The 22,497-nt window shown below is 62.3% G+C and carries 20 protein-coding genes; 9 read left to right on the forward strand and 11 right to left on the reverse strand.

What is annotated here, in order from left to right; translation table 11 throughout:
- Positions 1-111: 111 nt before the first annotated feature.
- From DFO48_RS15170 to DFO48_RS15180, 3 genes are all read right to left on the reverse strand, one after another.
- Complete coding sequence (locus DFO48_RS15170) at positions 112-534, reverse strand: PaaI family thioesterase (RefSeq protein WP_034348721.1); 423 nt, start codon at positions 532-534, stop codon at positions 112-114.
- A 127-nt stretch (positions 535-661) separates the two neighbouring features.
- Complete coding sequence (locus DFO48_RS15175; RefSeq protein WP_003062433.1) at positions 662-1,453, reverse strand: SDR family oxidoreductase; 792 nt, start codon at positions 1,451-1,453, stop codon at positions 662-664.
- Between the two features lie 270 nt (positions 1,454-1,723).
- Complete coding sequence (locus tag DFO48_RS15180) at positions 1,724-2,440, reverse strand: methylated-DNA--[protein]-cysteine S-methyltransferase (RefSeq protein ID WP_114863949.1); 717 nt, start codon at positions 2,438-2,440, stop codon at positions 1,724-1,726.
- Positions 2,441-2,556: 116 nt separating this feature from the next.
- Between DFO48_RS15180 and DFO48_RS15185 the strand changes: the two genes are divergently transcribed.
- The 5 genes from DFO48_RS15185 (at position 2,557) to DFO48_RS15205 (ending at position 6,916) form a co-directional block, all read left to right on the forward strand.
- Positions 2,557-2,862, forward strand: a complete 306-nt coding sequence (locus tag DFO48_RS15185) for a hypothetical protein (RefSeq protein ID WP_003075967.1) — start codon at positions 2,557-2,559, stop codon at positions 2,860-2,862.
- A 150-nt stretch (positions 2,863-3,012) separates the two neighbouring features.
- Positions 3,013-3,969, forward strand: a complete 957-nt coding sequence (locus DFO48_RS15190) for a class I SAM-dependent methyltransferase (protein ID WP_114863950.1) — start codon at positions 3,013-3,015, stop codon at positions 3,967-3,969.
- Positions 3,966-4,967: an alpha/beta hydrolase fold domain-containing protein gene (locus DFO48_RS15195; RefSeq protein ID WP_114863951.1), complete on the forward strand. Its 1,002-nt coding sequence runs from the start codon at positions 3,966-3,968 to the stop codon at positions 4,965-4,967. The genes DFO48_RS15190 and DFO48_RS15195 overlap by 4 nt, the downstream gene beginning before the upstream one ends.
- A 179-nt stretch (positions 4,968-5,146) precedes the next feature.
- Positions 5,147-5,587, forward strand: coding sequence for a nucleoside deaminase (locus DFO48_RS15200; RefSeq protein ID WP_003075961.1), 441 nt, complete (start codon positions 5,147-5,149; stop codon positions 5,585-5,587).
- 96 nt (positions 5,588-5,683) lie between these two features.
- On the forward strand, positions 5,684-6,916 hold the full coding sequence (locus DFO48_RS15205; RefSeq protein ID WP_114863952.1) for a cyanate transporter: 1,233 nt from the start codon (positions 5,684-5,686) through the stop codon (positions 6,914-6,916).
- Between the two features lie 62 nt (positions 6,917-6,978).
- Here the strand turns inward: DFO48_RS15205 and DFO48_RS15210 are convergent, their stop codons facing one another.
- Together DFO48_RS15210 and DFO48_RS15215 are read right to left on the reverse strand one after the other, a co-directional pair.
- Positions 6,979-8,124, reverse strand: a complete 1,146-nt coding sequence (locus tag DFO48_RS15210) for an AAA family ATPase (RefSeq protein ID WP_114863953.1) — start codon at positions 8,122-8,124, stop codon at positions 6,979-6,981.
- Between the two features lie 72 nt (positions 8,125-8,196).
- Positions 8,197-9,033, reverse strand: coding sequence for an RNA ligase family protein (locus DFO48_RS15215; protein ID WP_114863954.1), 837 nt, complete (start codon positions 9,031-9,033; stop codon positions 8,197-8,199).
- A gap of 507 nt (positions 9,034-9,540) precedes the next feature.
- Here DFO48_RS15215 and DFO48_RS15220 point away from each other — a divergent pair.
- The 4 genes from DFO48_RS15220 (at position 9,541) to phnE (ending at position 15,087) form a co-directional block, all read left to right on the forward strand.
- Positions 9,541-11,499 carry a choice-of-anchor I family protein gene (locus DFO48_RS15220; protein ID WP_233506411.1) on the forward strand — a complete coding sequence of 653 codons (1,959 nt, stop codon included), beginning with the start codon at positions 9,541-9,543 and terminating at the stop codon, positions 11,497-11,499.
- Positions 11,500-11,723: 224 nt separating this feature from the next.
- A complete protein-coding gene (locus tag DFO48_RS15225; RefSeq protein ID WP_114863956.1) occupies positions 11,724-12,605 on the forward strand; it encodes a putative selenate ABC transporter substrate-binding protein in 882 nt (293 codons plus the stop codon).
- A gap of 74 nt (positions 12,606-12,679) precedes the next feature.
- Positions 12,680-13,522, forward strand: coding sequence for a phosphonate ABC transporter ATP-binding protein (locus tag DFO48_RS15230; RefSeq protein WP_114863957.1), 843 nt, complete (start codon positions 12,680-12,682; stop codon positions 13,520-13,522).
- Complete coding sequence (gene phnE / locus DFO48_RS15235) at positions 13,513-15,087, forward strand: phosphonate ABC transporter, permease protein PhnE (RefSeq protein ID WP_114863958.1); 1,575 nt, start codon at positions 13,513-13,515, stop codon at positions 15,085-15,087. Before DFO48_RS15230 ends, phnE begins: the two co-directional genes overlap by 10 nt.
- Positions 15,088-15,134: 47 nt before the next feature.
- On the opposite strand, the gene DFO48_RS15240 is transcribed toward phnE, so the two are convergent.
- The 6 genes from DFO48_RS15240 to DFO48_RS15265 all read right to left on the reverse strand — a co-directional run bounded on the left by DFO48_RS15240 (position 15,135) and on the right by DFO48_RS15265 (position 22,482).
- A complete protein-coding gene (locus DFO48_RS15240) occupies positions 15,135-15,590 on the reverse strand; it encodes an Lrp/AsnC family transcriptional regulator (protein WP_003054244.1) in 456 nt (151 codons plus the stop codon).
- A gap of 385 nt (positions 15,591-15,975) precedes the next feature.
- A complete protein-coding gene (locus DFO48_RS15245) occupies positions 15,976-17,355 on the reverse strand; it encodes a cytochrome c (protein WP_114863959.1) in 1,380 nt (459 codons plus the stop codon).
- 12 nt (positions 17,356-17,367) lie between these two features.
- A complete protein-coding gene (locus DFO48_RS15250) occupies positions 17,368-19,137 on the reverse strand; it encodes a GMC family oxidoreductase (RefSeq protein ID WP_114863960.1) in 1,770 nt (589 codons plus the stop codon).
- Positions 19,138-19,140: 3 nt separating this feature from the next.
- Positions 19,141-19,839, reverse strand: coding sequence for a gluconate 2-dehydrogenase subunit 3 family protein (locus DFO48_RS15255; protein ID WP_003075938.1), 699 nt, complete (start codon positions 19,837-19,839; stop codon positions 19,141-19,143).
- Positions 19,840-20,302: 463 nt separating this feature from the next.
- Positions 20,303-21,769, reverse strand: coding sequence for a HAMP domain-containing sensor histidine kinase (locus DFO48_RS15260; RefSeq protein ID WP_114863961.1), 1,467 nt, complete (start codon positions 21,767-21,769; stop codon positions 20,303-20,305).
- A complete protein-coding gene (locus DFO48_RS15265; protein WP_114863962.1) occupies positions 21,766-22,482 on the reverse strand; it encodes a response regulator transcription factor in 717 nt (238 codons plus the stop codon). Before DFO48_RS15265 ends, DFO48_RS15260 begins: the two co-directional genes overlap by 4 nt.
- Between the last annotated feature and the right edge of the window lie 15 nt (positions 22,483-22,497).

Below are 22,497 nucleotides of genomic sequence, written 5' to 3' on the forward strand. Positions count from 1 at the left end.
CAATTTGATAGCTATCAGCGCCTTATATCAAAGGATTTGACAGCATTTTTCACCTAAAACATATACTGAATAAGCGATACCAGCTCATTAAACAGTAGCAGCCTATTGACCTCAGTCTGTGGCAAGAGCTTGCAACTCGCCGTCCGCCTTGGGCTTGCGCTTCATGTACTTGAAGGTGCCCGTGGCATGTACGCAGAGTCGGCCTTGTGCATCGTAGATGCGGCCTTCGGTAAAAGCCATGGTGCCCGTGCGATGCAGCAGCACGCCCTTGCCCACCAGCGGGCCATTGGCAGCCTGCATGAACGAGGTTTTCATCTCGATGGTGACCACACCCTGATCGAAATCCACGCTGCGCGCAGCCACTGCCATAGTCACATCCATCAGCGTCATCGAGGCTCCGCCATGGGTGACGCCAAAGGAATTCAGATGTTCGGGACGCGGTGTGAAGTGCAGCTCGGACTCACCCCCCTCCATCTTGTGGAGGGTGAAGCCCAGCTCATGCACAAAGGGAATTTCAGGACCAAATGACAACACCGCGAAACCTTTCAGAAGAGTGATGCGCCGCAGACCGCAGCAGCTGAACCGTGAATGTAAGCTCGGCAGACAGCCTCAGAATGCTGCGCCGCACAAAAAAACATGACTCACCCTTCATCCGCCACTATCAACCACCGACCAGAGCGCTCACGCCACCATCCACGGCCATCCACTGGCCGGTGATGTGCTTGCCGGCGTCGCTGGCATAAAGCAGCGTCAGGCCCTTGAGATCTTCATCGTCACCCAGGCGACGCAGCGGGGCATGAGAGCGCATTTCGTCCTCACCCAGCGTCTCGATCAGCACGGCTGCCATCTTGGTCTTGAAAAAGCCCGGGCAGATGGCGTTGACGGTGATGCCGTGCTCGCCCCACTCGCCGGCCAGCGCGCGCGTGAAATTGATCACCGCGCCCTTGGAGGTGTTGTAGGCAATGGTCTTCATGCCCGTGGGATTGCCGCCCAGGCCGGCGATCGACGCCAGATTGATGATGCGACCGCTCTTGCGCTCCAGCATGGACAGGCGGGCGATCTGCTGGCTCAGCAGAAAATAGCCGCGCACATTCAGGTTCATCACTTTGTCCCAGGCCGCCGTCGGGTGGTCCTCGGCCGGGGCGCCCCAGCTGGCTCCGGCATTGTTGATCAGAATGTCCACATGGCCGAGGCGCTGCACGGCCTCCTTGGCCAGACGGGTGATGTCAGCCTCGTCCGAGCAGTCGGCGGCAATCCAGTCGGCCTCTATGCCAGCGGCCTTGAGCTCGGCTGCGGCCTCTTCCAGATCCTTGGCCTTGCGCGAGCTCAGCAAAATCTTCGCACCCGCCTCTCCCAGCGCATGCGCCATCTGCAGACCCAGGCCACGCGAGCCGCCGGTCACCAGGGCCGTCTTGCCCGAGAGATCGAAAAGTTGCTGCACCGTACGTGTCATTCTCATGTCTCCTGTTTGTTATCTAGGTTCAAACCGGGTCCGCAGTGCCTTGCAAGGCCTGCCCGTCAAAAGCTGCGTGAATTGTGCGGGCGCCTCAGGCCCTGTGTTGTCACCTGCGTGTCGGCCCTGTCCCGCAGGTGGCAGGCCCATCGCGGCAGCCGTTTTCAGGACCCACAGGTCACGGCTGTGGGAGCGGGCACGCAGTTGCCGACAGCACGAAAGCTGTGGCCAGGCCTTGTGCCGAACCAGTGAAAATTGTGTCAAGCGCCTTCAATCGGCAAACAGCGACAGCGTGCCGCCCCAGGCCCCGCCCTCTATCTCCAGCATGCGCAGCTTGGTCAAAGCGCCCTGTCCGCCCGAAAACCCGCCCGGCGACCGCCCAGCGGCCAGTACCCTGTGACAAGGAACAATCGGCGCAAACGGATTGGCTCCCAGCGCCTGGCCCACGGCGCGCGCAGCACCAGGCTCGCCCAGCGCTGCGGCAACTTCTCCATAGGTGCTGGTACGGCCCGGTGCCAGCGCGCGCGTGAAGGCATAGACCCGGCAATGAAATGCAGGGACGGCAAATTCATCGAGTGCAATCTGCTGCAGATCGGGCAGGCCGTCGCCCGACTCCTGCGCGAAGGCCTGCCGCATATCGCCCAGCACGCCAACAGCCGCAGCCTCTGCGCAGGGTTGGGCCCAGCCCTGTTCGCTCTGCGAGTTCACGCCTGCCAGCAGACACTGCACCCCGGCCATGGCCTGCACAGCAAAGCCCGGAGCAGCGGAGATGGAGGTCACGGCGCCATAGACTGCAGGCCCGCGCTGCGGCTGCAGCGCATGGCGTTTGGTAAGGCCCACCAGCATGCGCTCCCGGGTCTCGCCCCAGCTGACCTCGGGCAGTTGCACGGCGCAGATGGCACTGGCATTCCAGGCCAGCCCGCATGCACCAATGCGCGTGACAAACAAGGCATGACCGGGAAAAGGCAGCGAAGCAGCGTGATTCATCCACACAGTCTACAAAACGCCGTCTTTGTACTCACGCAAAAATTTTTAAAAGACTGGATGTAAAAACAGCTTATTACTGTATATTTACACAGTCAAAACACTGTGGATATACGGACATGCAAGAAGCCCATTTCACCGTCTCTCTTTGCGACTACCCCGAGCTGCCCGAGGACAAACGCCATCAAGCCGAGGCACGCTATGCCCGCGTACTGGCCCGCCAGCTTGGTGGGGAGGAACAGGTCGGCGAAGCACTGTCTCTGGTGCAGAGCCTGGAGGACACCCCGCCCGAAGAAATCACCGACGACGCCAAGCTCACCTTCCAGCGCTGGATGAAAGCCGCCCGCGCCGCTGCCGAAGCTGGCCTGCAAGGCATTGGCGGCACCGAAAGCTGTTTCTTCGATGTGCGGCGCATCTACCACTGAGTGAACAGATGCGGGCGGCGCGAGGCCCGAGGCCGTCAACGCCGGCCCACGCCGCCAAGCATTGCAAGGGACATGTGCCGCCCTGGCCACAGGAGCTCGCTGCAATGCCTACACTGGCGGCTTGTTTGACCGTGTGACTGTTTTCTCTCCATGCAAGCCCTGCTCGACGCCATTGCCCAGATGCCTTTTCCTACCGATGCCCAGCGCATCTTTCATGGTCGCGGCGGGCGGTATCCGGGCTGCGAGCAGATCTCGCTGGATGCCTTTGCGCCCGTCATCGTGCTGACCAGCTTTGCTCCCATGGAGGAAGCCCAGCTGAGCCAGATCGGTCAGGCGCTGGAGCAGCGCTGGCAGCAGATCGCCCCGGCCGGGCTGCCCCTGACCTGGGCCTTCCAGAGCCGCGAAAGCGGCGGCAAGGTCGACACCCTCGTCATGGCCGGCGAGCTGCCCGAGCCGCATGTGGTCACAGAGAACGGCGCCCGCTATCTGATCCATATCGCACGCGGGCAGAACCACGGCCTGTTCCTCGACATGGCCGCCGGCCGCGACTGGGTGCGCCGACAGGTGCTGGCCCATGAGCGGCCCGCGCGCATGAAGGTGCTCAATCTGTTTGCCTATACCTGCGCATTCTCGGTCGTGGCCAAGCTGGCCGGTGCCGGTCAGGTGCTGAACATGGACATGAGCAAGGGCGCTCTGGCCACGGGCCAGCACAACCATCAGCTCAACGGAGTCAAGGCGGGCGCCAGCTTCGCCGCCCACGATATTTTCAGCAGCTGGGGCAAGATCAACCGCAGCGGACCGTACGACCTGATCATCGTGGACCCGCCCAGCTACCAGAAAGGCAGCTTCATCGCCACCAAGGACTATGCGCGCCTGATGCGCCGCCTGCCCGATCTGCTGGTGCCGGGCGGCCAGGTCCTGCTGTGCCTGAATGCACCCGAACTCGGCACCGACTTCCTGCGCGAGCAGATGGCGGAAATCGCGCCCGAGCTGCAGTTCGTCGAGCGCCTGGCCAACCCGGCCGTATTTGCCGATGTGGACGAGGAGCGCAGCCTCAAGGTCATGGTCTATCGTGCTCCTGCGCTGGCGGCGGACCAGCAGTCATGAGCGAGGGCACAGATCAGGGCCGCAGCCTGCCTCTGCAGCCCGTGGACCCGGCTCTGGCACACACGCTGCAGCGCTTTGCCCGGCTCGATGCGGAGACGCCGACCCCGCAGCTCGACTATGTGCAACGCCGGCGCCTGCTCAGCGAGCTGCAGGCCGGGCTGATTCGCTCCGCCCTGCCCGGCATTTCCAGGGCCGAGCATTTCGTGGCGGCCGAAGGCCGTGAGATCTGCGTGCGCAGCTATCGCAAACAAGGCGCGGGCAGCGGCCGGACGCTTGTCTGGCTGCATGGCGGCGGCTGGATGGTGGGCGATCTCAACACCCATGACGACCTGTGCGAGCATCTGGCCCAGTTCACCGGCCATGTGGTGCTGTCCGTACATTACCGCCGCACACCAGAAAGCCGCTTTCCCGCGCCGCTGGACGATGTGGTGGCCGTGCTGCAGTGGCTGAGCGATATGCGCGGGCTGCTGCCTTTTGCGGCCAACAAGGTCCTGCTCGGAGGCGATAGCGCTGGCGCCCATCTGGCATTGGCAGCGGCGGTGGGCCAGATTCAGCAACCCACCGATGCGGCCCGCATTGCAGGCCTGCTGCTGCTCTACCCTCCGCTTGAGCCCGATCAGGATAATGACAGCATGCGGCACTTTGCCACAGGCTTCGGGCTCACGCCCGCCGCCATGCAGCGCTACTGGCAGGAACTGGGCAGGCCCGAGGGCCAGGCCGCGCAATGGCTGACGCCAGGGTGCTGCAGCGCAGCCATCGCCGCTTTGCCGCCCACGCTTTTGATGACGGCCAGCCACGATATTCTGCGCGACGAGGCCGAAGCCTTTGCTCATGAGGCCCAGGCACTGGGCGCACCGCTGCAGCTTTTACGGGCGCCGGCCATGGTTCACGGCTTTGCGCGCATGCTGGCTGCCAGCCCTGCGGCACGCCAGCAGGTCGAGCTCGCCTGCTCGGCCTGGGCGGAACTAATAGGCGGCCAACGCCCTCAGAGCAAATAAGCTTTGCTTTCCAGACAGGTAGCGGCATGGCCCTGCAGGTGTACGCTGCACGGCGCCGGGCGCCGCGCCGCCCCTCTTTTCCAACACAAGAGCTGCGACGCTGATGCCTCAAGCATCCGGCGCCTGCCGCCATAGTTTCCATCGTCATGAGCCTAACTTCCGCCACCCCACAACAACTGATGCGCCTGGCCGTGGACCTGGCCCATGCCAACCGCCTCAACGGCGGCCGCCCGTTCGGCGCCGTGCTCGCCCAGGGACATGAAGTCGTCGCCACCGGCGTCAACGAGATCATTGCCAGCCACGACCCCAGCACCCATGCCGAAATGCAGGCCATACGCGCGGGCACGCAACGGCGCGCCAACCCCAGCCTGGCGGGCCTGTCCATTTATGCCAGCGGCCACCCCTGCCCCATGTGCCTGGCGGCCCTGGTCATGAATGGCGCCGAACAGGTGTTTTTCGCCTTCGACAACCAAGACGCCGCGCCTTATGGCTTGTCCAGCGAGGGGACCTACCAGCGCCTGCGCCTGTCGCTGACGCCGCCGCCGCTGCCCATCACCCGCATCGACACCGGCATCCGTGCAGCCCAGCTCTATGGGGACGAGGCCTGGCCCGCCGCCTGATCCTCGTTGCCGCCAAAACCATAACAACAAACCGGGCTGCCCAGGACGAGCGGCGCGCGCACCAGCGCGCTGCAGCGCAGCCAGCCCCCGAGCTTCATGACATCGACATCTTCCCGAACACACCGCGTGCCGCCATTGCTGTGGCTGGCCGTGGTGATACTGGTCACCATCAATCTACGTCCCTTTCTGACGGCCCCGGGCCCCTTGGCACCGACCATACAGCAGGCCACGGGCATGGATTTGCGCAGCTTTTCCTGGCTCACGCTGCTGCCCATGGCGCTGATGGGCATTGGTGGCTGGCTCGCTCCCACGGCATTGCGACGCTGGGGCGCGCGCGCCGCCATCTGCGCCTCGCTGCTGCTGATTACGCTGGGCTGCGCCCTGCGCCTGACGCCTGCAGGTGGCGCCACTGGCAGTCTGCTGATTGTCACGGCCGGCCTGTGCGGCGCGGGCGTGGCGCTGGCACAAAGCATTCTGCCGGGGCTCATCAAGCGCCAGTCCCCCCACAATGTGGCGCCCATGATGGGCCTGTATTCGGCGGCGCTCATGGGCGGCGGTGCACTCAGCGCCCAGCTCTCGCCCGTGGCCATGCAGCTGGGTCTGAGCTGGCAGGCTTCGCTGGCCATCTGGGCCATTCCGGTGCTGCTGGCATTGCCGCTGGCCTGGCATGCGCTGACCCTGATGCGCGAGCCCGTTGCACCTGCACCCTCCACGCCGCTGGTACAAGCCGATAGCGACACCGGCTGGCTGCTGCGCCGCAGCCGTACCTGGCTGCTGCTGATCAGCTTCGGCCTGATGAACGGCGGCTATGGCTCCACCGTCGCCTGGCTCGCTCCGTTCTATCAAACCCATGGCTGGACGGCCACGCAAAGCGGCTCGCTGCTGGCCATTTTGTCGATTGCGCAGGCCGCATCGGCGTTGGCCATGCCCGCCTTGGCACGCCGCAGCCTGGACCGCCGCACTTGGCTCATGCTGGCCTTGCTGCTGCAGATCATCGGCTTTGCCGGCCTCGGGCTCTGGCCCGATGCCGTGCCCACGCTCAATGCCATCGTGCTGGGGCTGGGTCTGGGCGGCTGCTTTTCCCTCTTCATGCTGGTGGCGCTGGACCATCTGCCCTCGCCCACACAAGCCGGTGCCCTCAACTCGCTGATGCAGGGCGGCGGCTTCATCCTCGCCGCACTGGCCCCTCTGGTCATGGCACAGCTGCACCAGATCAGCGGCGACTGGATGACAGGCTGGCTTTATCAAGCCAGCGTGGCTGCGCTGGTCTGCCTGCTGGTGACACGCTTCAACCCCAAGGGCTACCCGCAAGCCATGCAGCAGCCTTGAACACGCCACCTCGCGACAAAAAGGGCCTGGAAATTCCCAGGCCCTTTTTGTCTTGGCTTGAACTACTCATTGACCAGCAGCTGCAGCCCATGCGCCTCGGTCGGCAAGGGCACCTCCCATCTGTGCAACATGCTCAGCAATGCGGCATTGCCGAGTGTGGTGTCGCGCTTGCTGTTGCGCGCCAGCAAGGTGGATCTGGCAGCCTCCAGATGCACCAGCTCCACCTGTGCACCATAGGCCAGGCACAGGTCCAGCGTCTTGCCGCGCATCTGCCTGGACAGATGCGTGGCATTCCAGACGAAGGCAGCCTTGGCTCGCAACAGGCTCTTGGCCTTGTCCACGGCTCGGTGGGCAGCAGCGCCCTCGTTCTCGCCATGGCGCAGGCCCAGCTCAGTGCGCGCATCGTCAAACGACACCACGGGCAGACCCGCATGATGCTGGGCAACCCAGTGGTTCTTGCCCGATGCGGGCAGACCGCACATGACGATGACGCACGAGCCCGGCTCTTCGTGCAAAGCGTAGTCCGGGTGCAGCTCGGCACCGCGGAAATAGCGCACTGCCGTTTCGGCCGAAGCAAAGCTGCGCGGCTTGCGCAAACAGCCCTCTTCCAGCGCCAGCTCCCTGAACAGCTCGATATTCACCAGCACATTGCCCACATCGGGGCAGATGCGACCGCGAATATCGGCACGGGCCAGCAGTACCAGCAAATGCAGGTCGACCTGCCAGGACAGCTCCCTGACCATGAACTCGGGCGAGACGCCTCGGCGCGAATCGGCAAAGGCAAAAAACGGTACCTGATGCACGGCAATCAGCCGACAGATCGCCTCGCGCCGGGCCACCGGCGCGCCGGCCTCCCACAGCATGAGCCGCGCATCCAGCGCCCCACGGCGCGAATGGCCAGGCTGCGAGATACGGCCGTTGTCGGCTATCTGCGTGGTCGAGCACTTGGCGACATCGTGCAGCAGCGCGGCCAGAAAGACCATCTCGCGCTCCTCGTTGGTGAGCCCTGCATAGTCGCTGTCCTGCAACAGCTCGGTCACCACCATCTGCGTATGCGTCCAGACATCGCCTTCTGCATGGTAGATCGGGTCTTGCGGCGTAGTCTTGGCCAGCTCAAGTTGCGGAAAAGCCTCCAGGCAGGCCGCCCAGTCCACCGGATGGCGAGCGGAATGCGGCACCAGGGCCGCGATCTGTTTCCAGCTCCACATAAGTTCTCCTTTCACCGCAGCTTCATCACGAAACTACGGCTTTGATAGCTATCAGCGATTTCTGGTAATGGCTTACCAGCTTTTTTGAATCGCATTGGCAAAGATATCGACGCCTGTGCGCAGACCGTTGGCGACAATGGGTCGCTCGCTGTGGTGGGAGCCCGACTCCAGGATCACCTGCACGAAGTCGGAGCGCACGAACTTGTAGCGCTCTACGGTCTGGCCGTTTTCCTCGACCTTGATATACAGACCTTCGGCCAGCTCGGATCTGTCGGTCTGACGCCAAGCCAGCGGCAGATCCAGCTTCTGTCTTTGCACTTGATCCTCGAACACGGCTTTCCAGCGAGCGCTGCGCCCCAGGGAAGGTGCCAGCAATGCCAGCAAATCCTGCATGCGCCTCGGTGCGATACCGGCGTAGATCACAGGCACGGACACCACGGGCACACCGGACAGCAGCGCATGACGCTGCGGCGTGTCCAGAAACTGCTGCGCCACGCGGTCCCAGATGTCGAACTCGCAAAACCAGTGCGGCAAGGCGTCGTAGTACAGCGAGTGCTTGGCATACAGCCACTCGCCATACATGACATAGCGCTCGTCCAGCAGCGCCATCAGCGCGCCTTCATGGGCTCGAGCCCATTGCTTGTAGGCGTTGAACTGGCGCTCGCGCCCGCCCATCTGATCGGCTTGCAGATAGTGGCCGCGCGACTGCAGCAGCAAGCTGCCGTCGGCACCAAAGCTCAGCGCCGCATTGGCGCCGTCCAGCTTTTCCTCGACCACGATATGGCGGCCGGCCAGCGCTTCATAAGGCACGGCATCGGCCTGATCGCCGACCTGCAGCCGCGAGCCACGCAGATGCGGCGTGCGCGGATATTTGAGGATCTCCAGATTGAATAGATGTGGTGAAGCCATGTTGTGCTTTCCTAAAAGGGAATAAGCCACGCGCAAAAAAGGCGCGGCAGACAAATCAAGGACATGGGCAGCGCCGCTCTGCGCTGCCATCGGAAAAAGACAGAACCCAAGCCGCCAAGCAAAGGGCCGGCCTGGAGTTCAGAGAGTGGGAGGAGCTTGGAGCCTGAATGCAATTCAGACCAGAGACGCCAAGCAGGAAGATTGCCGCCCTTCACAGAGCGAGAGTTCCACACCGCAGCGCACACGCGAGAAGGATCAGCGTGTGACGAAGTCGTTTAACTCAAACGAATACGGCGGGACATGGCGCAACTCGAAAATGAGAGCAAATAGCGCAGGTGGAGCAAGGCTGACGAGTGTATTTGCTGGCAAGCCCAACTGCCAAGCGCTTGACCGAAACTTGTTGCGCAAAGAACACGAAACGGTTTCACAGAGATGAAACAGAGGCTGGTTACAAATCGTAGTTTTCTTCCTGCACCTGCCAAACTCTCAATGACATCTGCACAGACCTTGCGCCAACCTCTTCTGATTTCCCTGATCGCAGCCGCTGCCCTGGCCGCCTGTGGTGGCGGTGACAACAACACCAATAACACCCCACCAGCGCCTGCTCCGGTTCCCGAGGTCCCGGCGCCAGCACCCGAGCCCGAGAAGACGCCTGTCTCGCTCCTGCTTGAGAAGATCGGCAGCTATCAGTCGGGCATCTTTTTGCAGAGCGCCGCTGAAATTACGGCTTTCGATCCGGTCACCAAGCGCGGCTTTGTGGTCAACGCCCAAAAGGGTGCGCTCGACGTGCTGGACATGAGCAACCCCGCTGCCCCGCGCATGCTCGCCAGCCTCGATGCCACCAAGCTCTCGCTGGGTGCGGGGGCCTCCATCAACAGCGTGGCCGTGCATGGCGGCCTGGTGGCCGTGGCCGTGCAGGCATCGGTCAAGACGGACCGGGGCATGGTCGTCATCTATGACGCCGACAAGCTCGGCGTGATCGCCGAAGTGCCCGTGGGCGCCCTGCCCGATATGCTGACCTTCACCCCCGACGGCAAGACCATTCTGGTCGCCAACGAGGGCGAGCCCAGCGATGACTACCAGATCGACCCCGAAGGCTCGATCAGCGTGATCGATATGAGCACGCCCGCCAAGCCCGTGGCGCGCACTGCCGACTTCAAGGCCTTCAACAGCCAGAAGGCGCAGTTGCTGGCCAAGGGCGTGCGCATCTTCGGCCCGACCGCAGACGGCCAGGGCATGGCTGCCGTGGCCAACGACCTGGAGCCCGAATACATTGCCGTGGCCCCCGACGGCAAGACGGCCTGGGTGACACTGCAGGAAAACAATGCGCTGGCGATTGTGGACATTGCCAGCGCCACCGTGACCGATGTGGTGGCGCTGGGCTACAAGGACCATGGCGCAGCCGGCAACGAGCTTGACTTCGCCGACAGCGACGGCAAGAGCCCGGTCATCAACATCACCCAGGCCCCCAACGTCTTCGGCATGTTCCAGCCGGACTCCATCGCCGCCTACAAGGCCGCCGACGGTGCAACCTATCTGGTCACGGCCAACGAAGGCGATGCACGTGCCTGGGGTGAAGGCAACAAGAGCTATTTCGGTACAGCCGCAGACAAGACGGCCGGCACCCCGGCTGCGGCAGGCGATGTGACCAAGGGCTTTGTGGAAGAGTGGCGCATCAAGCATCTGGTGCACAAGGACGGCTTTCTGCGCCGCGCGGGCGACGATCTGCCCGCCCATCTGGCTCAGCTGGCCAGCGGTGCCTATCTGAATGCCAGCAACTTTGCCTGGTGCGGCGCGGTCGGCACAGACCCAAAGACCTGCCGTGATGATGACAAACTGGGCCGCCTCAAGGTCACCTGGACCATGGGCTACCAGGCCGACAGCAGCGGCAACCCCGTCAAGGACGGCAAGGGTTATCTGACCTATGACAGGCTATACGCCTATGGTGGCCGCTCCATCTCCATCTGGGATGCCAAGGGCAAGCAGGTCTGGGACTCTGGCTCGGCCATCGAAAAATTCATCGCCAGCCCCGAATGCAAGCTGGGCGCCAGACGTGACATTGCCTGCGCCACCTACTTCAACACCGGTCATGAAGAAACGGCCAGGCTCGATGCGCGCAGCAGTGCCAAGGGTCCCGAGCCCGAAGGCCTGACCGTGGGCCAGATCGGCACCAAGACCTTTGTCTTTGTGGGCCTGGAGCGCATGGGCGGCATTCTGGTGTTCGACATCACCGACCCCAAGGCACCCAAGCAGATCGACTATCTGAACACTCGCGAGAACTGGACGGCCAGCTTTGACAGCAAGTCCGCGCTGGCAGGCACCGCACTCAGCGATGTGGGCGATCTGGGCCCCGAAGGCCTGCACTTCATTTCCGCAACCAGGTCGCCCAACGGCAAGCCCCTGCTGATGGTGGGCAACGAGGTCAGCGGAACCACGGCCATCTACCAGCTCAATCTGCAATATTGAAACCTGCAGACAAGCAGTCGCTTTCATGCCAAGCCCCGTCCCCACGGGGCTTTTTGCTATTCAAATCAAGCAAAGACTGCGCCGAGGGTTTCTCAATTACGTAACAATAAGCGCCAGCGGTCGGTGTACCGCCTATGGGTTCCCATTCGCCGCAAGCCAGACGCTTGCGACCTACTAAACCGCCGTGTATCCGGACGGCGGTGGCTTTTTGAACGGAGCACTTAATGAAGCACTCTTTCGCTCGCCGCCAGGCGCTGCGCGGCTTGGCCGTGGCAGCTCTCGCCTCCTCCTCCCTCCTGTCCGCCGCGCATGCAGACACCCCTGCGGTGCTGCGCGTCTCGGCCATTCCCGACGAGGCACCGACCGAGCTGCAGCGCAAGTTCAAGCCCCTGGGCGAATACCTCTCCCAGGCCACCGGCATGAAAGTGGTGTTCACCCCCGTATCCGACTACGCGGCCGTGGTCGAGTCCCTGGCCACCCGCAAGCTGGATCTGGCCTGGCTGGGCGGTTTCACCTATGTGCAAGCCAAGATCCGCACCAACGGCACGGCCATCCCCATCGTGCAGCGGGCCGAGGATGCGGTCTTCACCAGCAAGTTCATCACGGCCGACCCCACCATCAAGACGCTGGCCGACCTCAAGGGCAAGACCTTTGCCTTCGGCGCCCCCTCCTCCACTTCGGGCAGCCTGATGCCGCGCTTCTTCCTGCAGCAGGACGGCCTGAATCCCGAAAAAGACTTCAAGACCGTGGCCTACTCGGGCGCGCATGACGCCACCGTGGCCTTTGTGGCCGCAGGCAAGGCCGAGGCCGGCGTGCTCAACACTTCGGTATGGGACAAGCTGGTCGAGTCCAAGAAGGTGGACACCAGCAAGGTGCGCGTGTTTGCCACGACGCCCACCTACTTTGACTACAACTGGACGGTACGCGGCGACCTGGACCCGGCCATCGTCAAGAAGCTGACCGCCGCCTTCCTGGCACTGGATCCCAGCAAGCCAGAGCACAAGGCCATCATGGACCTGCAGCGCGCCTCCAAGTTCATCGCCACCGACACCAAGAACTACGACGGCATTGAAGCTGCCGCCAAGTCCGCCGGTCTGCTGAAGTAAGAAATTCAGCTTTTTTGACTGCCAACGCTTATGCATCAAGCGTTGGCAGCTATTGTTTTCAGAGTATTCGTCTCATGAGCTTCATGCTGGACGATGTGGGCCTGACCCACAGCAACGGCTTTACCGCCCTGTCCCATATCTCCTTGTCCGCCATCCAGGGCGAGAGCATTGCGCTCATCGGCCCCTCGGGTGCCGGCAAGACTTCGCTGCTCAGCACCATAGGCACAGCCTACCTGCCCACGGCAGGTCGCATGCAGGTGCTGGGCCAAACCGCGTCTGCGCAATCCTCCGCCCGCGAACTCAAGGCTTTGCGCAGCCGCATCGGCACCGTGTACCAGGCTGCCCCCATTCCGCTGCGTCAACGTGTGGTCACGGCCGTGCTGGCCGGCAAGCTGGGCCAGTGGCCGCTGTGGAAGGCGCTGGCATCGCTGGCCTATCCGCAGGACATTGCGGGCGCGCGCGAGGCCCTGGCCCGCGTGCAGCTTGAGGACAAGCTGTTTGCACGCTGCGACCAACTCTCCGGCGGCCAGTTGCAGCGTGTGGGCATTGCCCGCGTGCTCTACCAGCAAGCCGAGCTAATTCTGGCCGATGAGCCGGTCTCGGCCCTGGACCCTGCACTCTCGCAGGCCACGGTGCAATTGCTGGTGCGGGAAGCTGCCGCGCGCAAGGCCACGCTGGTAGCCAGCCTGCATGCCGTCGATCTGGCTCTGGCGAACTTTGCCCGCATCGTCGGCGTGCGCAATGGCCGCCTGGCCTTTGACCTGCCCGCCGCGCAAGTCAGCGAAGCCCAGTTGCAAGCGCTCTACGCCCATGCCGATGGCAGAGCGGCCGATCTGCCCACGCTGCACAACCGCCTGGCTCAGCGCGATCCCGCCAGCACCGCGCCAGCTCCCATCCAGGTGAACGCATGCCGGTAGAAATGGCCGAGCCCGCCCGGCCATCGCGCCGCGACCCCTCCGCTCGCGGCCGCCTGAGCGGCCTGATCCTGACCCTGGTCGTGCTCTGGCCCATGCTGCAGACCTCGGGCTTTTCGCTCAAGCCGCTTTTCGATGCCGACAATCTCAAAGTCATCGGCGGCTTTCTCGCGCATTTTCTGCCGCCCGATAACAGTGGAGAGTTCCTGGCCTATCTGGGTCAAGCCACGCTGGAGACCCTGGCCATCGCCACGGCCGGCATGGCGCTTGCCTTTGCGATTGCCGTTCCCATGGCCTATCTGTCCACGGGCGCGGCGTGCGAGAAGGTCACGCTCAACCCCATCGCTCGCAGCGTGCTCACCATCCTGCGCGGCATTCCCGAGCTGGTCTGGGCTCTGGTGTTTGTGCGCGTCTTCGGTCTGGGCCCCGCAGCCGGTGTGCTGGCCCTGGGCCTGACCTATGGCGGCATGCTGGCCAAGGTCTATGCCGAAATTCTCGAATCCGCCGATCCGGCACCGGCCCGCGCCTTGCGCGCCTGCGGTGCCGGCCGCATCCAGGCCCTGCTCTACGGCCTGCTGCCGCAGGCGGCCAAAGAGCTGACGTCCTACACCGTCTACCGCTGTGAATGCGCGATCCGTGCCTCGGTGGTCATGGGCTTTGTCGGTGCGGGAGGCCTGGGCCAGCTCATGGACCAGGCCATGAAGATGCTCAACGGCGGCGAAGCCGCCAGCATTTTGCTGGCCTTCATGCTGCTGGTGGCTGCGGCCGATCTGCTCTCCTGGTGGTTGCGTCGCGCACTCGACGCCGCGCCTGCCGCGCGCGCACTGCCCTTCGGCTGGCGAACCGGCACATTTGTGCTGACTGCCTGCGCGGCGCTATGGGCCAGCCTGCGGCTTCTGAATATTGATTTCTCGGCGCTGTTCACGGCAGATGCGGCCGCCAGCATGGGCGACTTCGTGCGTGGCTTTTTTCCGCCCGATCTGAGCCAGCCCTGGCTGCTCAAGGTGCTGCAAGGCATCTGGGAGACTCTGGCCATCTCCATAGTCGGCACCTTGCTGGCCGCGATCGCGGGCCTGCTGCTGGCCCTGCCGCGCTGGCGTGCGCCATGGAATGTGCTGCTCAATGTGCTGCGCTCCGTGCCCGAGCTGGTCTGGGCCACGATCACTGCGCTGGCCGTAGGCCTTGGCCCATTTGCAGGTGCGCTGGCCCTGGCACTGCATACCACCGGCGTGCTGGGCCGCCTGTTTGCCGAGGCCTTGCAAAATGCTCCGGCAGCTCCCGCGAATGCGCTCAAGCTCAGCGGCAGCAATCGCTTTCTGGCATTTTGCTATGGAACCCTTCCTGGCGCTGCGCCGCAGCTGCTGGCTTACACGCTGTACCGCTGGGAGATGAATATCCGCATGGCGGCGATTCTGGGCTTTGTGGGAGCAGGCGGGCTGGGCCAGCTGCTGTACTTCGAGCTTTCGCTGTTCCACTATGCCCAGGCCAGCACCGTGATCATGGCCATGCTCTTGCTGAGCATCGCCGTGGACTGGAGCAGCGCGGCCTTGCGCCGCGCCATGCGTTGAGAAGGCTACGCGCAGCGACTGATCGCACCGCGCAGGGCGATGCCGCTTCACACGCCCAGAGGCAGGTCGGCTTTTTTCAGCGTGCGCAGCACAAAGCTGGACTGGCTATGGCGTATGCCCTTGATCTTGTAGAGCTTCTCGCGCAGCAGGCGCTCGTAATCGCGCGTGTCCTTGACGACGATACGCAGCAGATAGTCGTACTCGCCTGAAACCAGATGCGCTTCCACGACTTCGGGAATAGTGGCCAGCACCTCGCCGAACTTTTCCAGCGTGTTGTCCGAGTGGCTGTCCAGCGTGACCATGACCAAAACCGAATCGGCCAACCCCAGCGCCTGCGGGTTCAGACGCACGGTATAGCCCTCGATCACGCCGGCCTCTTCCATCTTCTTGATGCGTGCCCAGCATGGTGATGCACTCAGACCCACGGCTGCGCCGATGTCTTGCAGACTGGCGCGCGCGTTAGCCTGCAATGCAGCAAGAATCTTTTTATCCAAGGTATCCATATCCTGGAATTTACCGTCAAATAATCAAGAACAGAAAATTTTTCTGTATCAGCACCATATTTGCAGAATTTGAAGCAACATTTTCTGCAGTGCAACATGCACACTTGAGTCCATGGAAGCACGTTTACCGACGCAGCAAAGCCATTCAACATACCGCGCCGTTTACCGTCAGCATCCGGTTGGTTGATCCGCAGCACGCACACGCAACAGGCCGCATCACTCAAGCACAGTGATGCGGCCTGTTGATTTTTGGACGGCTCCATCGCCTGGATCATGAGCAGCTGCATGAAAAAACCCAGCCGGACTTCCATCGGGCTGGGCTTTCGGGCATCCGCCTGGTGCGCAAGACACCTGGCGGCCGTTCGCGCTATTTACTTCGTGCTATTTACTGGGCTCGCAGCGGAGCAGCATCGGCCTGCACATGCTGGCGCACCTTGCTGACCTGGCTTTCGCTCACATCCGAAGCCTGGTTGCCCCAGCCCTTGCGCACGAAGCTCGCCAGTGCTGCCACCTCGCCGTCGGTAAGGCGGTCGGCGTAGCCCTGCATCACCAGATGCATGGGACGGCGATCCGTAGCGGGCGAGGAAGCGCCCTTGAGAATCACCGACACCAGCGGGCTGGCATCCTTGCCCAGCACCATGGCATTGCCTTGCAGCTCGGGGAAGATCTCGGGAGCGCCCTTGCCGCTGACAAAGTGGCAGGCTGCGCAGTTGTCGAGATACAGGCGAGCACCCAAAGGCATGTCGGGAGCAGCGGACTTCAGCAGTTTGGCCGTGGCCTCGCCGGCTCCATCCGCCTTGGCAACCGCAGTGCTGCGAGGGCCCGGCATGGCCACTTTTTCTGGGGCTGCATCTGCGGCAGGGCCATCCATGGTCTTGAGGAACCTGGCCATGGCATTCAGGTCCGCGTCGGTCATGTACTGCATGGAGTGCTCGACCACCAGCGCCATCTCGCCATTGGCAACCGCATGGGCGTTACGGCCGGTTGCCAGATAGGATGCCACCTGCTCGGTCGTCCATTTCTGAACACGCGAGTCCTTGCCGCGCAGCGCAGGAGCAGACCAGTCATCCACCATACCGCCGGTAAGGAAGCTCGAGTCGGACAGGCGGGTGCCGTTCTGCGCCATGAAGGCAGTGCGAGGGCTGTGGCAGGCTGCGCAGTGACCGGCGCCTTCGACCAGGTACTGACCGCGAATCTGCTGATCGTCACCAGCCATGGGCTTGAAGTCGGAATCACCCGACAGCGCAAGCCAGTTCCAGGCACGGATGCCGAAGCGCATATTGAACGGGAAGCTCAGGCTGGTGGCCTGTACCTCGTTCCTGACGGGCTTCACCTCGGTCTGGAGGTAGTCGAACAGCGCACGAATATCGCTTTCCTTCATGAAGCGATAGTTCTCGTAGGGCATGGCCGGGTACAGCTGTTGGCCGTGACCTCCGATGCCGTCCACCATTGCGGCACGGAATTGCTCCAGAGTCCAGTTGCCGATACCGGTTTCCTTGTCCGGCGTGATGTTGGAGGACCAGATGGTGCCCATGGGGCTGTCAATGCCGCGACCGCCGGCCATGGGCTCGCCACCCTTGGCGGTGTGACAGGCCATGCAGTCACTGGCGCGCATGACATATTCGCCACGACCGGCTTCGGCCTTCCAGTCGGCAGCCAGCGCCTCATTCGCCGGTGTCGGCTTGAAAGGCACATAGATCAGCGCCAGCGCCGCCAGTGCGCCCAGGACGATCAGCGCAATCAGAATGCTGAGGATTTTCTTCATGTCTTGCTCTCCTCAGACCAGCGGACGTGGGTTTTTCAGATACATGGTGCGAATCGCATGCAGCGTCCAGTACGCCAGGCCGCCGACCATGCCGGTAGGGTTGTACTGAGTGTTCTGCACGAAGTTGCCAGCACCGAAGACGAACACGTTGTGCTTGTCCCAGGCCTGGCAGTAGCGATTGACCACGCCGTCCGTGGGCTTGTCAGACATGATGTGACCACCGGTGTTGTGCGTGGTCTGGTAGGGGCGCACGTCGAACTTGGCACCGATATTTTTGAAACCCGACTGCAGCAGATCCGGTTTCAAGGCGTTGCCCACCTCCTCGGCCTTGATCTTCTGGTACTGCGTCATCCGGATGTCGTTGTCCTGCCAGTTGAAGGTCATGCGCATCAAGGGACGACCATGTGGGTCCTTGTAGGTGGGGTCCAGATCCAGATGGTTGTTGCGGTAGGACATGTGCGAGCCGTGCGTGCCGATCGACATGGAATGGCCATACCACTCGCCAATGCCCTTCTTCCAGCCTGCGCCCCAGCCCGGCGTGCCCTTGGGCAGCGGCATGGAACGGATGGGTTGACCATTCATGGTGCCCACGCGCCAGTAAGCGCCACCAATGAAGCCCAGCTTGCCGAAGTCGTTCTGGTTGATGCCGTAGTCGTCGATACACATGCCGTTAGAGCCGTGCCCGATGAAGGGATTGAAGTTCTCTTCCTTGAAGAACAGGGTCACGCCACCATTCATCTGGTAGGCGTAGTTCTTGCCTGTCACCCCGGTGTTGGTCTTGGGGTCGTAAGGTTTGCCGATGCCGGAGACCAGCAGCAGGTGCACGTTGTTGAGCTGATAGGACGACAGAATCACCAGGTCAGCGGGCTGGAACACTTCCTCGTTCGTGTTGGAGTCGAAGTAGGTCACCCCGGTTGCGGTCTTGCCGTCTTCCGAGCTCTCCACTCGCAGCACTTCGCAGTGCGTGCGATAGGAGAAATTCTTCTTGCGCTTGAGCGCATCCAGCACCGCCGTCTGGGGCGAGGACTTGGAATACTGGTAGCAACCAAAACGCTCGCAGAAGCCGCAGAAGTTGCAGGGAGCCATCTGCATGCCGTAGGGGTTCACGTAGGACGTGGACGCAATGCCGGCAGGTGCAGGGAAGGGATGCAGGCCCATGCTCCTGGCACAGGCTTCGAACTTGCTCGCGTCGTAGGTCGATGACAGAGCGGGCATGGGGTACTCTTTCGAGCGCCAGCCTTCGAATGGATTGCCGCCGGCCTGGATCTGGCCCTTGATATTGCCAGCCTTGCCCGATACACCGGCCACTTCGTCAAACCGGGTAAAGAAGGGCTCCAACTCGTCGTAACTGACGGGGTAATCCATCAGGTTCATGCCTTCCGGAATGATGGACTCACCCCATTTTTCCTTCACATAGCTGCGCAGCTTGATTTCCTCGGGCTGAGGGCGCCACAGCAAACCATTCCAGTGCGTGCCGGCACCGCCAACGCCATTCGCTGGCAGGAAGGAACCCATCGAACGGTAAGGCAAAGCGATTTCGCTGTCGTCGCGGCGTACCGTCACGGTCGCCTGACGGGGATGCTGCATATTCTTCAGGCGCACGCCATAAGTCAGCTCGTCGATCTGATTGGGGTACTTGAATTCGGGCACCGTGTTCTGGTCACCGCCGCGCTCCAGCGCCACGATTTCCAGGCCCTCAGCGGCCAGTTCCATGCCGGCGATGGAGCCCGTCCAGCCCAGGCCAACGATGACCACGTCTTTTTTCTTTTCAATGCGTGCCATGACTCAAGCCCTTTCGCCCTTGATGGAAACCGGTCCCAGCGGGTACTTCTTGTTGTGTTGGTCCACCCACTCCATATAGCTCGCTCGAGCGCCTGGGAAGCCGATGTATTTCCAGGACTGCATGCCGTGGTTGCCGCCATGTACAGGGTCGGCAAAATAGCCTTCCTTGGTATTGGCCAGCAAGGTGGCAAAGAAAAGACTCAGTTCAGGGTCCAGCTTGATTTCGCCCTTTTGCAGCGCGGTCAGAGCTTCGTCCTGCTGCTCTGCGGCTAGGCTTTTGAATTCCTTGCCAAAGCGCTCCGTGCAAGCCGCATTGAAGGCGGGAATGGCCTTGCGATAGAGCTGCGCAGGGTTCAGGGGCGATTGCCAACCTCGGTCGGGCGTGGCGGCCGGGTCGTGCGGGCCTTCCATGTACCAGATCTCGGCATTGCCGTAGTAGCCCTTGAGCTGGCGATCGATGAACACCGGCACATGAGCTTCGATCGCTCCAGGTCCATCCCCTTCGGACGGGATCAGGCGGGCTGTTGCCGCCAGCACAAAGGCCCACTCGTCCGCATTGAAGTACTCGGGCTTGTATGCATCCAGTTTGAGCGCAGGCTCTTTGGAGTTGGCATGCATTGCCACGGCCGTTCCAGCCAGTGCGACGCCAGCACCGGAGGCGAACAGAAATGATCTGCGGCTTGGTGGGGAAAAGTTGGACATTGTGCGATTCCTACATCGTGTGAACCTCGGCCATGCGCAGCCAGTTGCGCAATGAACGAGTGTTCAGGTTTTTTTTGAATCAGCGGTGGGTTTCGGGTCAGGCTGGAAGAAGCAAGCGCCCAAAGAAAATGCCCGCAAAGCGGGCACTCCTACGCAGAGCCAGAGCCTTTTTCAAGCCGGCCCATGCCGCCTTAACAATTTGATAATAGTTGCGCTGGCAACTATCTGTATCAGGCAAGCAGCTTGCCTGCCAGCAGGTCGTGGTTTTTCATTGGAGTGCGCAACTGGGGTTTTCACTTAGATATAAGACATAAGACTGCCTACGACTCTGTGCCAGCCTGCTGCGCCCAAGACGCTGCCAGGCAGTGATGCAAGACTCAAGGCGGTGGAGGAGCCGAGACTCGACCCTCACTACTTACTCAAACTGCCAAATGAGGGAAGGTGACGGTGCTCTTTGTCGACACTAAGCTGGAGTCCGTGGCAATGAAAACCGGAACGCGGTGCCCTGTCCGTCACCATCGACAAGATGAATGGAGACTCCATGCAGCTCCAGCATCTGGTGCACGATTCTCAAGCCCAGGCCACCGTCGCGGCGGGCACCACCTACGGTAAACGGACGCCTGAACAGACCTTCACGCAACTCTGGCGGGATGCCTGGGCCGGAGTCACTGATCGTCACCTCCTGCTCTTGGCCCACTGCTCTTATGGCTATTCTGATCGACCCGCCTTCAGGGGTATAGCGCAAGGCGTTATCCAGCAGATTGCTCAGAACGCGCTCTATCATTCCCAGATCTGCACGAACTGCCGGAAGTCGAGGGGCCAGATCCGCCTGCAAGGCGATGTGGCGCGACTCTGCTGCAAGCTCGAACTTCTGGAAAACGTCCTGCACCAGATCAGCCAGGAAGAATGATTCGAGCTCCGGTTGCACAAACCCGTATTCCAGCCTGGCCAGTTCGAACAGGCTTTGGGACAGGGCCCCCACCCTTCGACTCTGGTCGAGCGCGATGCCAAGGTAGCGCCTTCGCTCTGCAGGCTCCAGGCTTGCATCCTTGAGCAACAAGGTCTCCAGATACCCATGCAAGGATGACAGCGGTGTGCGCAGATCATGGGAAATATTCGCGATCAATTCCCGGCGCTCCTGATCCTGCCGCGTGAGAGCTTCCCATTGCTCGCTGATGCGCAGCACCATCTGCCGATAGGCAGCATCCAGCACTGCAATCTCGTCACGGCTGTGATCAGCTACATCCGGGGAGCGTTCCGGCATCTCGGGAGGAACGCCATGCATGTCAAACTGCCGAACCGACTCGGTCAGACGCCGCAGGGGACGCGTGATCAAGGTGAAGGCAACAAGGCCCGCAGCGAGACAGAGCAGTCCGACCATGCCAATCGACAGCAGTGCCGTCTTCAACACTGCATCTGCCGAGCCTCTGGCAGCAAGAAGATCATGAGCCTCACCAAGCAGCACCACATAGATGAAGCCGACCTGCCGCCCGTTCACACTCAAAGGGGCAGCACTGAAGACCTTGCGGCCATCGCGGCTGCGCGGATCATCGCCCAAAATGGGCAGCATCTGTCCATCGATAAATCGATGCACCGGCTCAAGATCGACCCGGTCGCGACGCAAACGCCCCTCGGGTGCCGCATGGCCGGCAATGCGACCGTCGGGCTCCAGCAGATAGACCTCCACACTCGGGTTCACCATCATCAGCTGGTTGAAAAGGTTTCGCACCGCGTTAGGCATCAAGCCATTCGCATCGGTCAGTTGGGCATCGCGAGCAATGCTCTCGGCGACGTCCCGGGACAAGGCTTGCACCACCTCCAGTTCATGCATGCGGTTGGAGCGAAGCTGCAGCCAGGCCGAGGTGCCGCTGCAGACCAGAAGCAACACGGCAAACACGATCGCCAGCCGCTGGGTCAGAGTCAGGTTCATTCGCCCTCTCCAGTTTCAGCGAACTTGTAGCCGCGCCCCCAAACCGTGAGGATTCGCGTCGGCTGTGCCGGATTGACTTCCACCTTGGCACGAAGCCGGTTGATATGGGTGTTGACGGTGTGCTCGTAACCCTCGTGCTGATAGCCCCAGACCGCATTGAGCAGGTCCATGCGCGAAAACACCTTGCCGGGCTGGCGAGCAAAGAAATACAGAAGATCGAACTCACGGGGCGTGAGATCGAGACGGCGACCGTTCAGGCTGGCATCCCTGGCGACCGGGTCCATGACCAGCCCGTTGACCGAAAGGCTGCCCGACTCCAGGCGCGCGCTCTGGGCCAGCGCGTCGACCCGGCGCAGCAGGGCCTTCACCCGTGCCACAAGTTCCAGAACGGAAAACGGCTTGGCCAGATAGTCGTCAGCGCCGATCTCCAGTCCCAGAATGCGATGCACCTCGCTGGAGCGGGCGCTGATGATGATGATCGGCGTGTAGCGCGTCATGGCGCGCGCACGTCTGCAGATCTCCAGGCCGTCCACCCCAGGCAGCATCAGGTCCAGTACCAGCGCATCCCAGCCGCCGCGCTCCAGTTGCGCCAGCCCGTCGTCGCCGCGGGCGCAATGCACGACCTCCAACCCCTCGTCCCGAAGGTGAAGCGAAAGCAGATCGGCGATATGGGCGTCGTCCTCGACCAGCAGAATGCGACGGGCGATAGTCATGAGTAGTCAGGTCTC

The organism is Comamonas sp. AG1104, assembly GCF_003350425.1.
Classification (GTDB): Bacteria; Pseudomonadota; Gammaproteobacteria; order Burkholderiales; family Burkholderiaceae_C; genus Comamonas; species Comamonas testosteroni.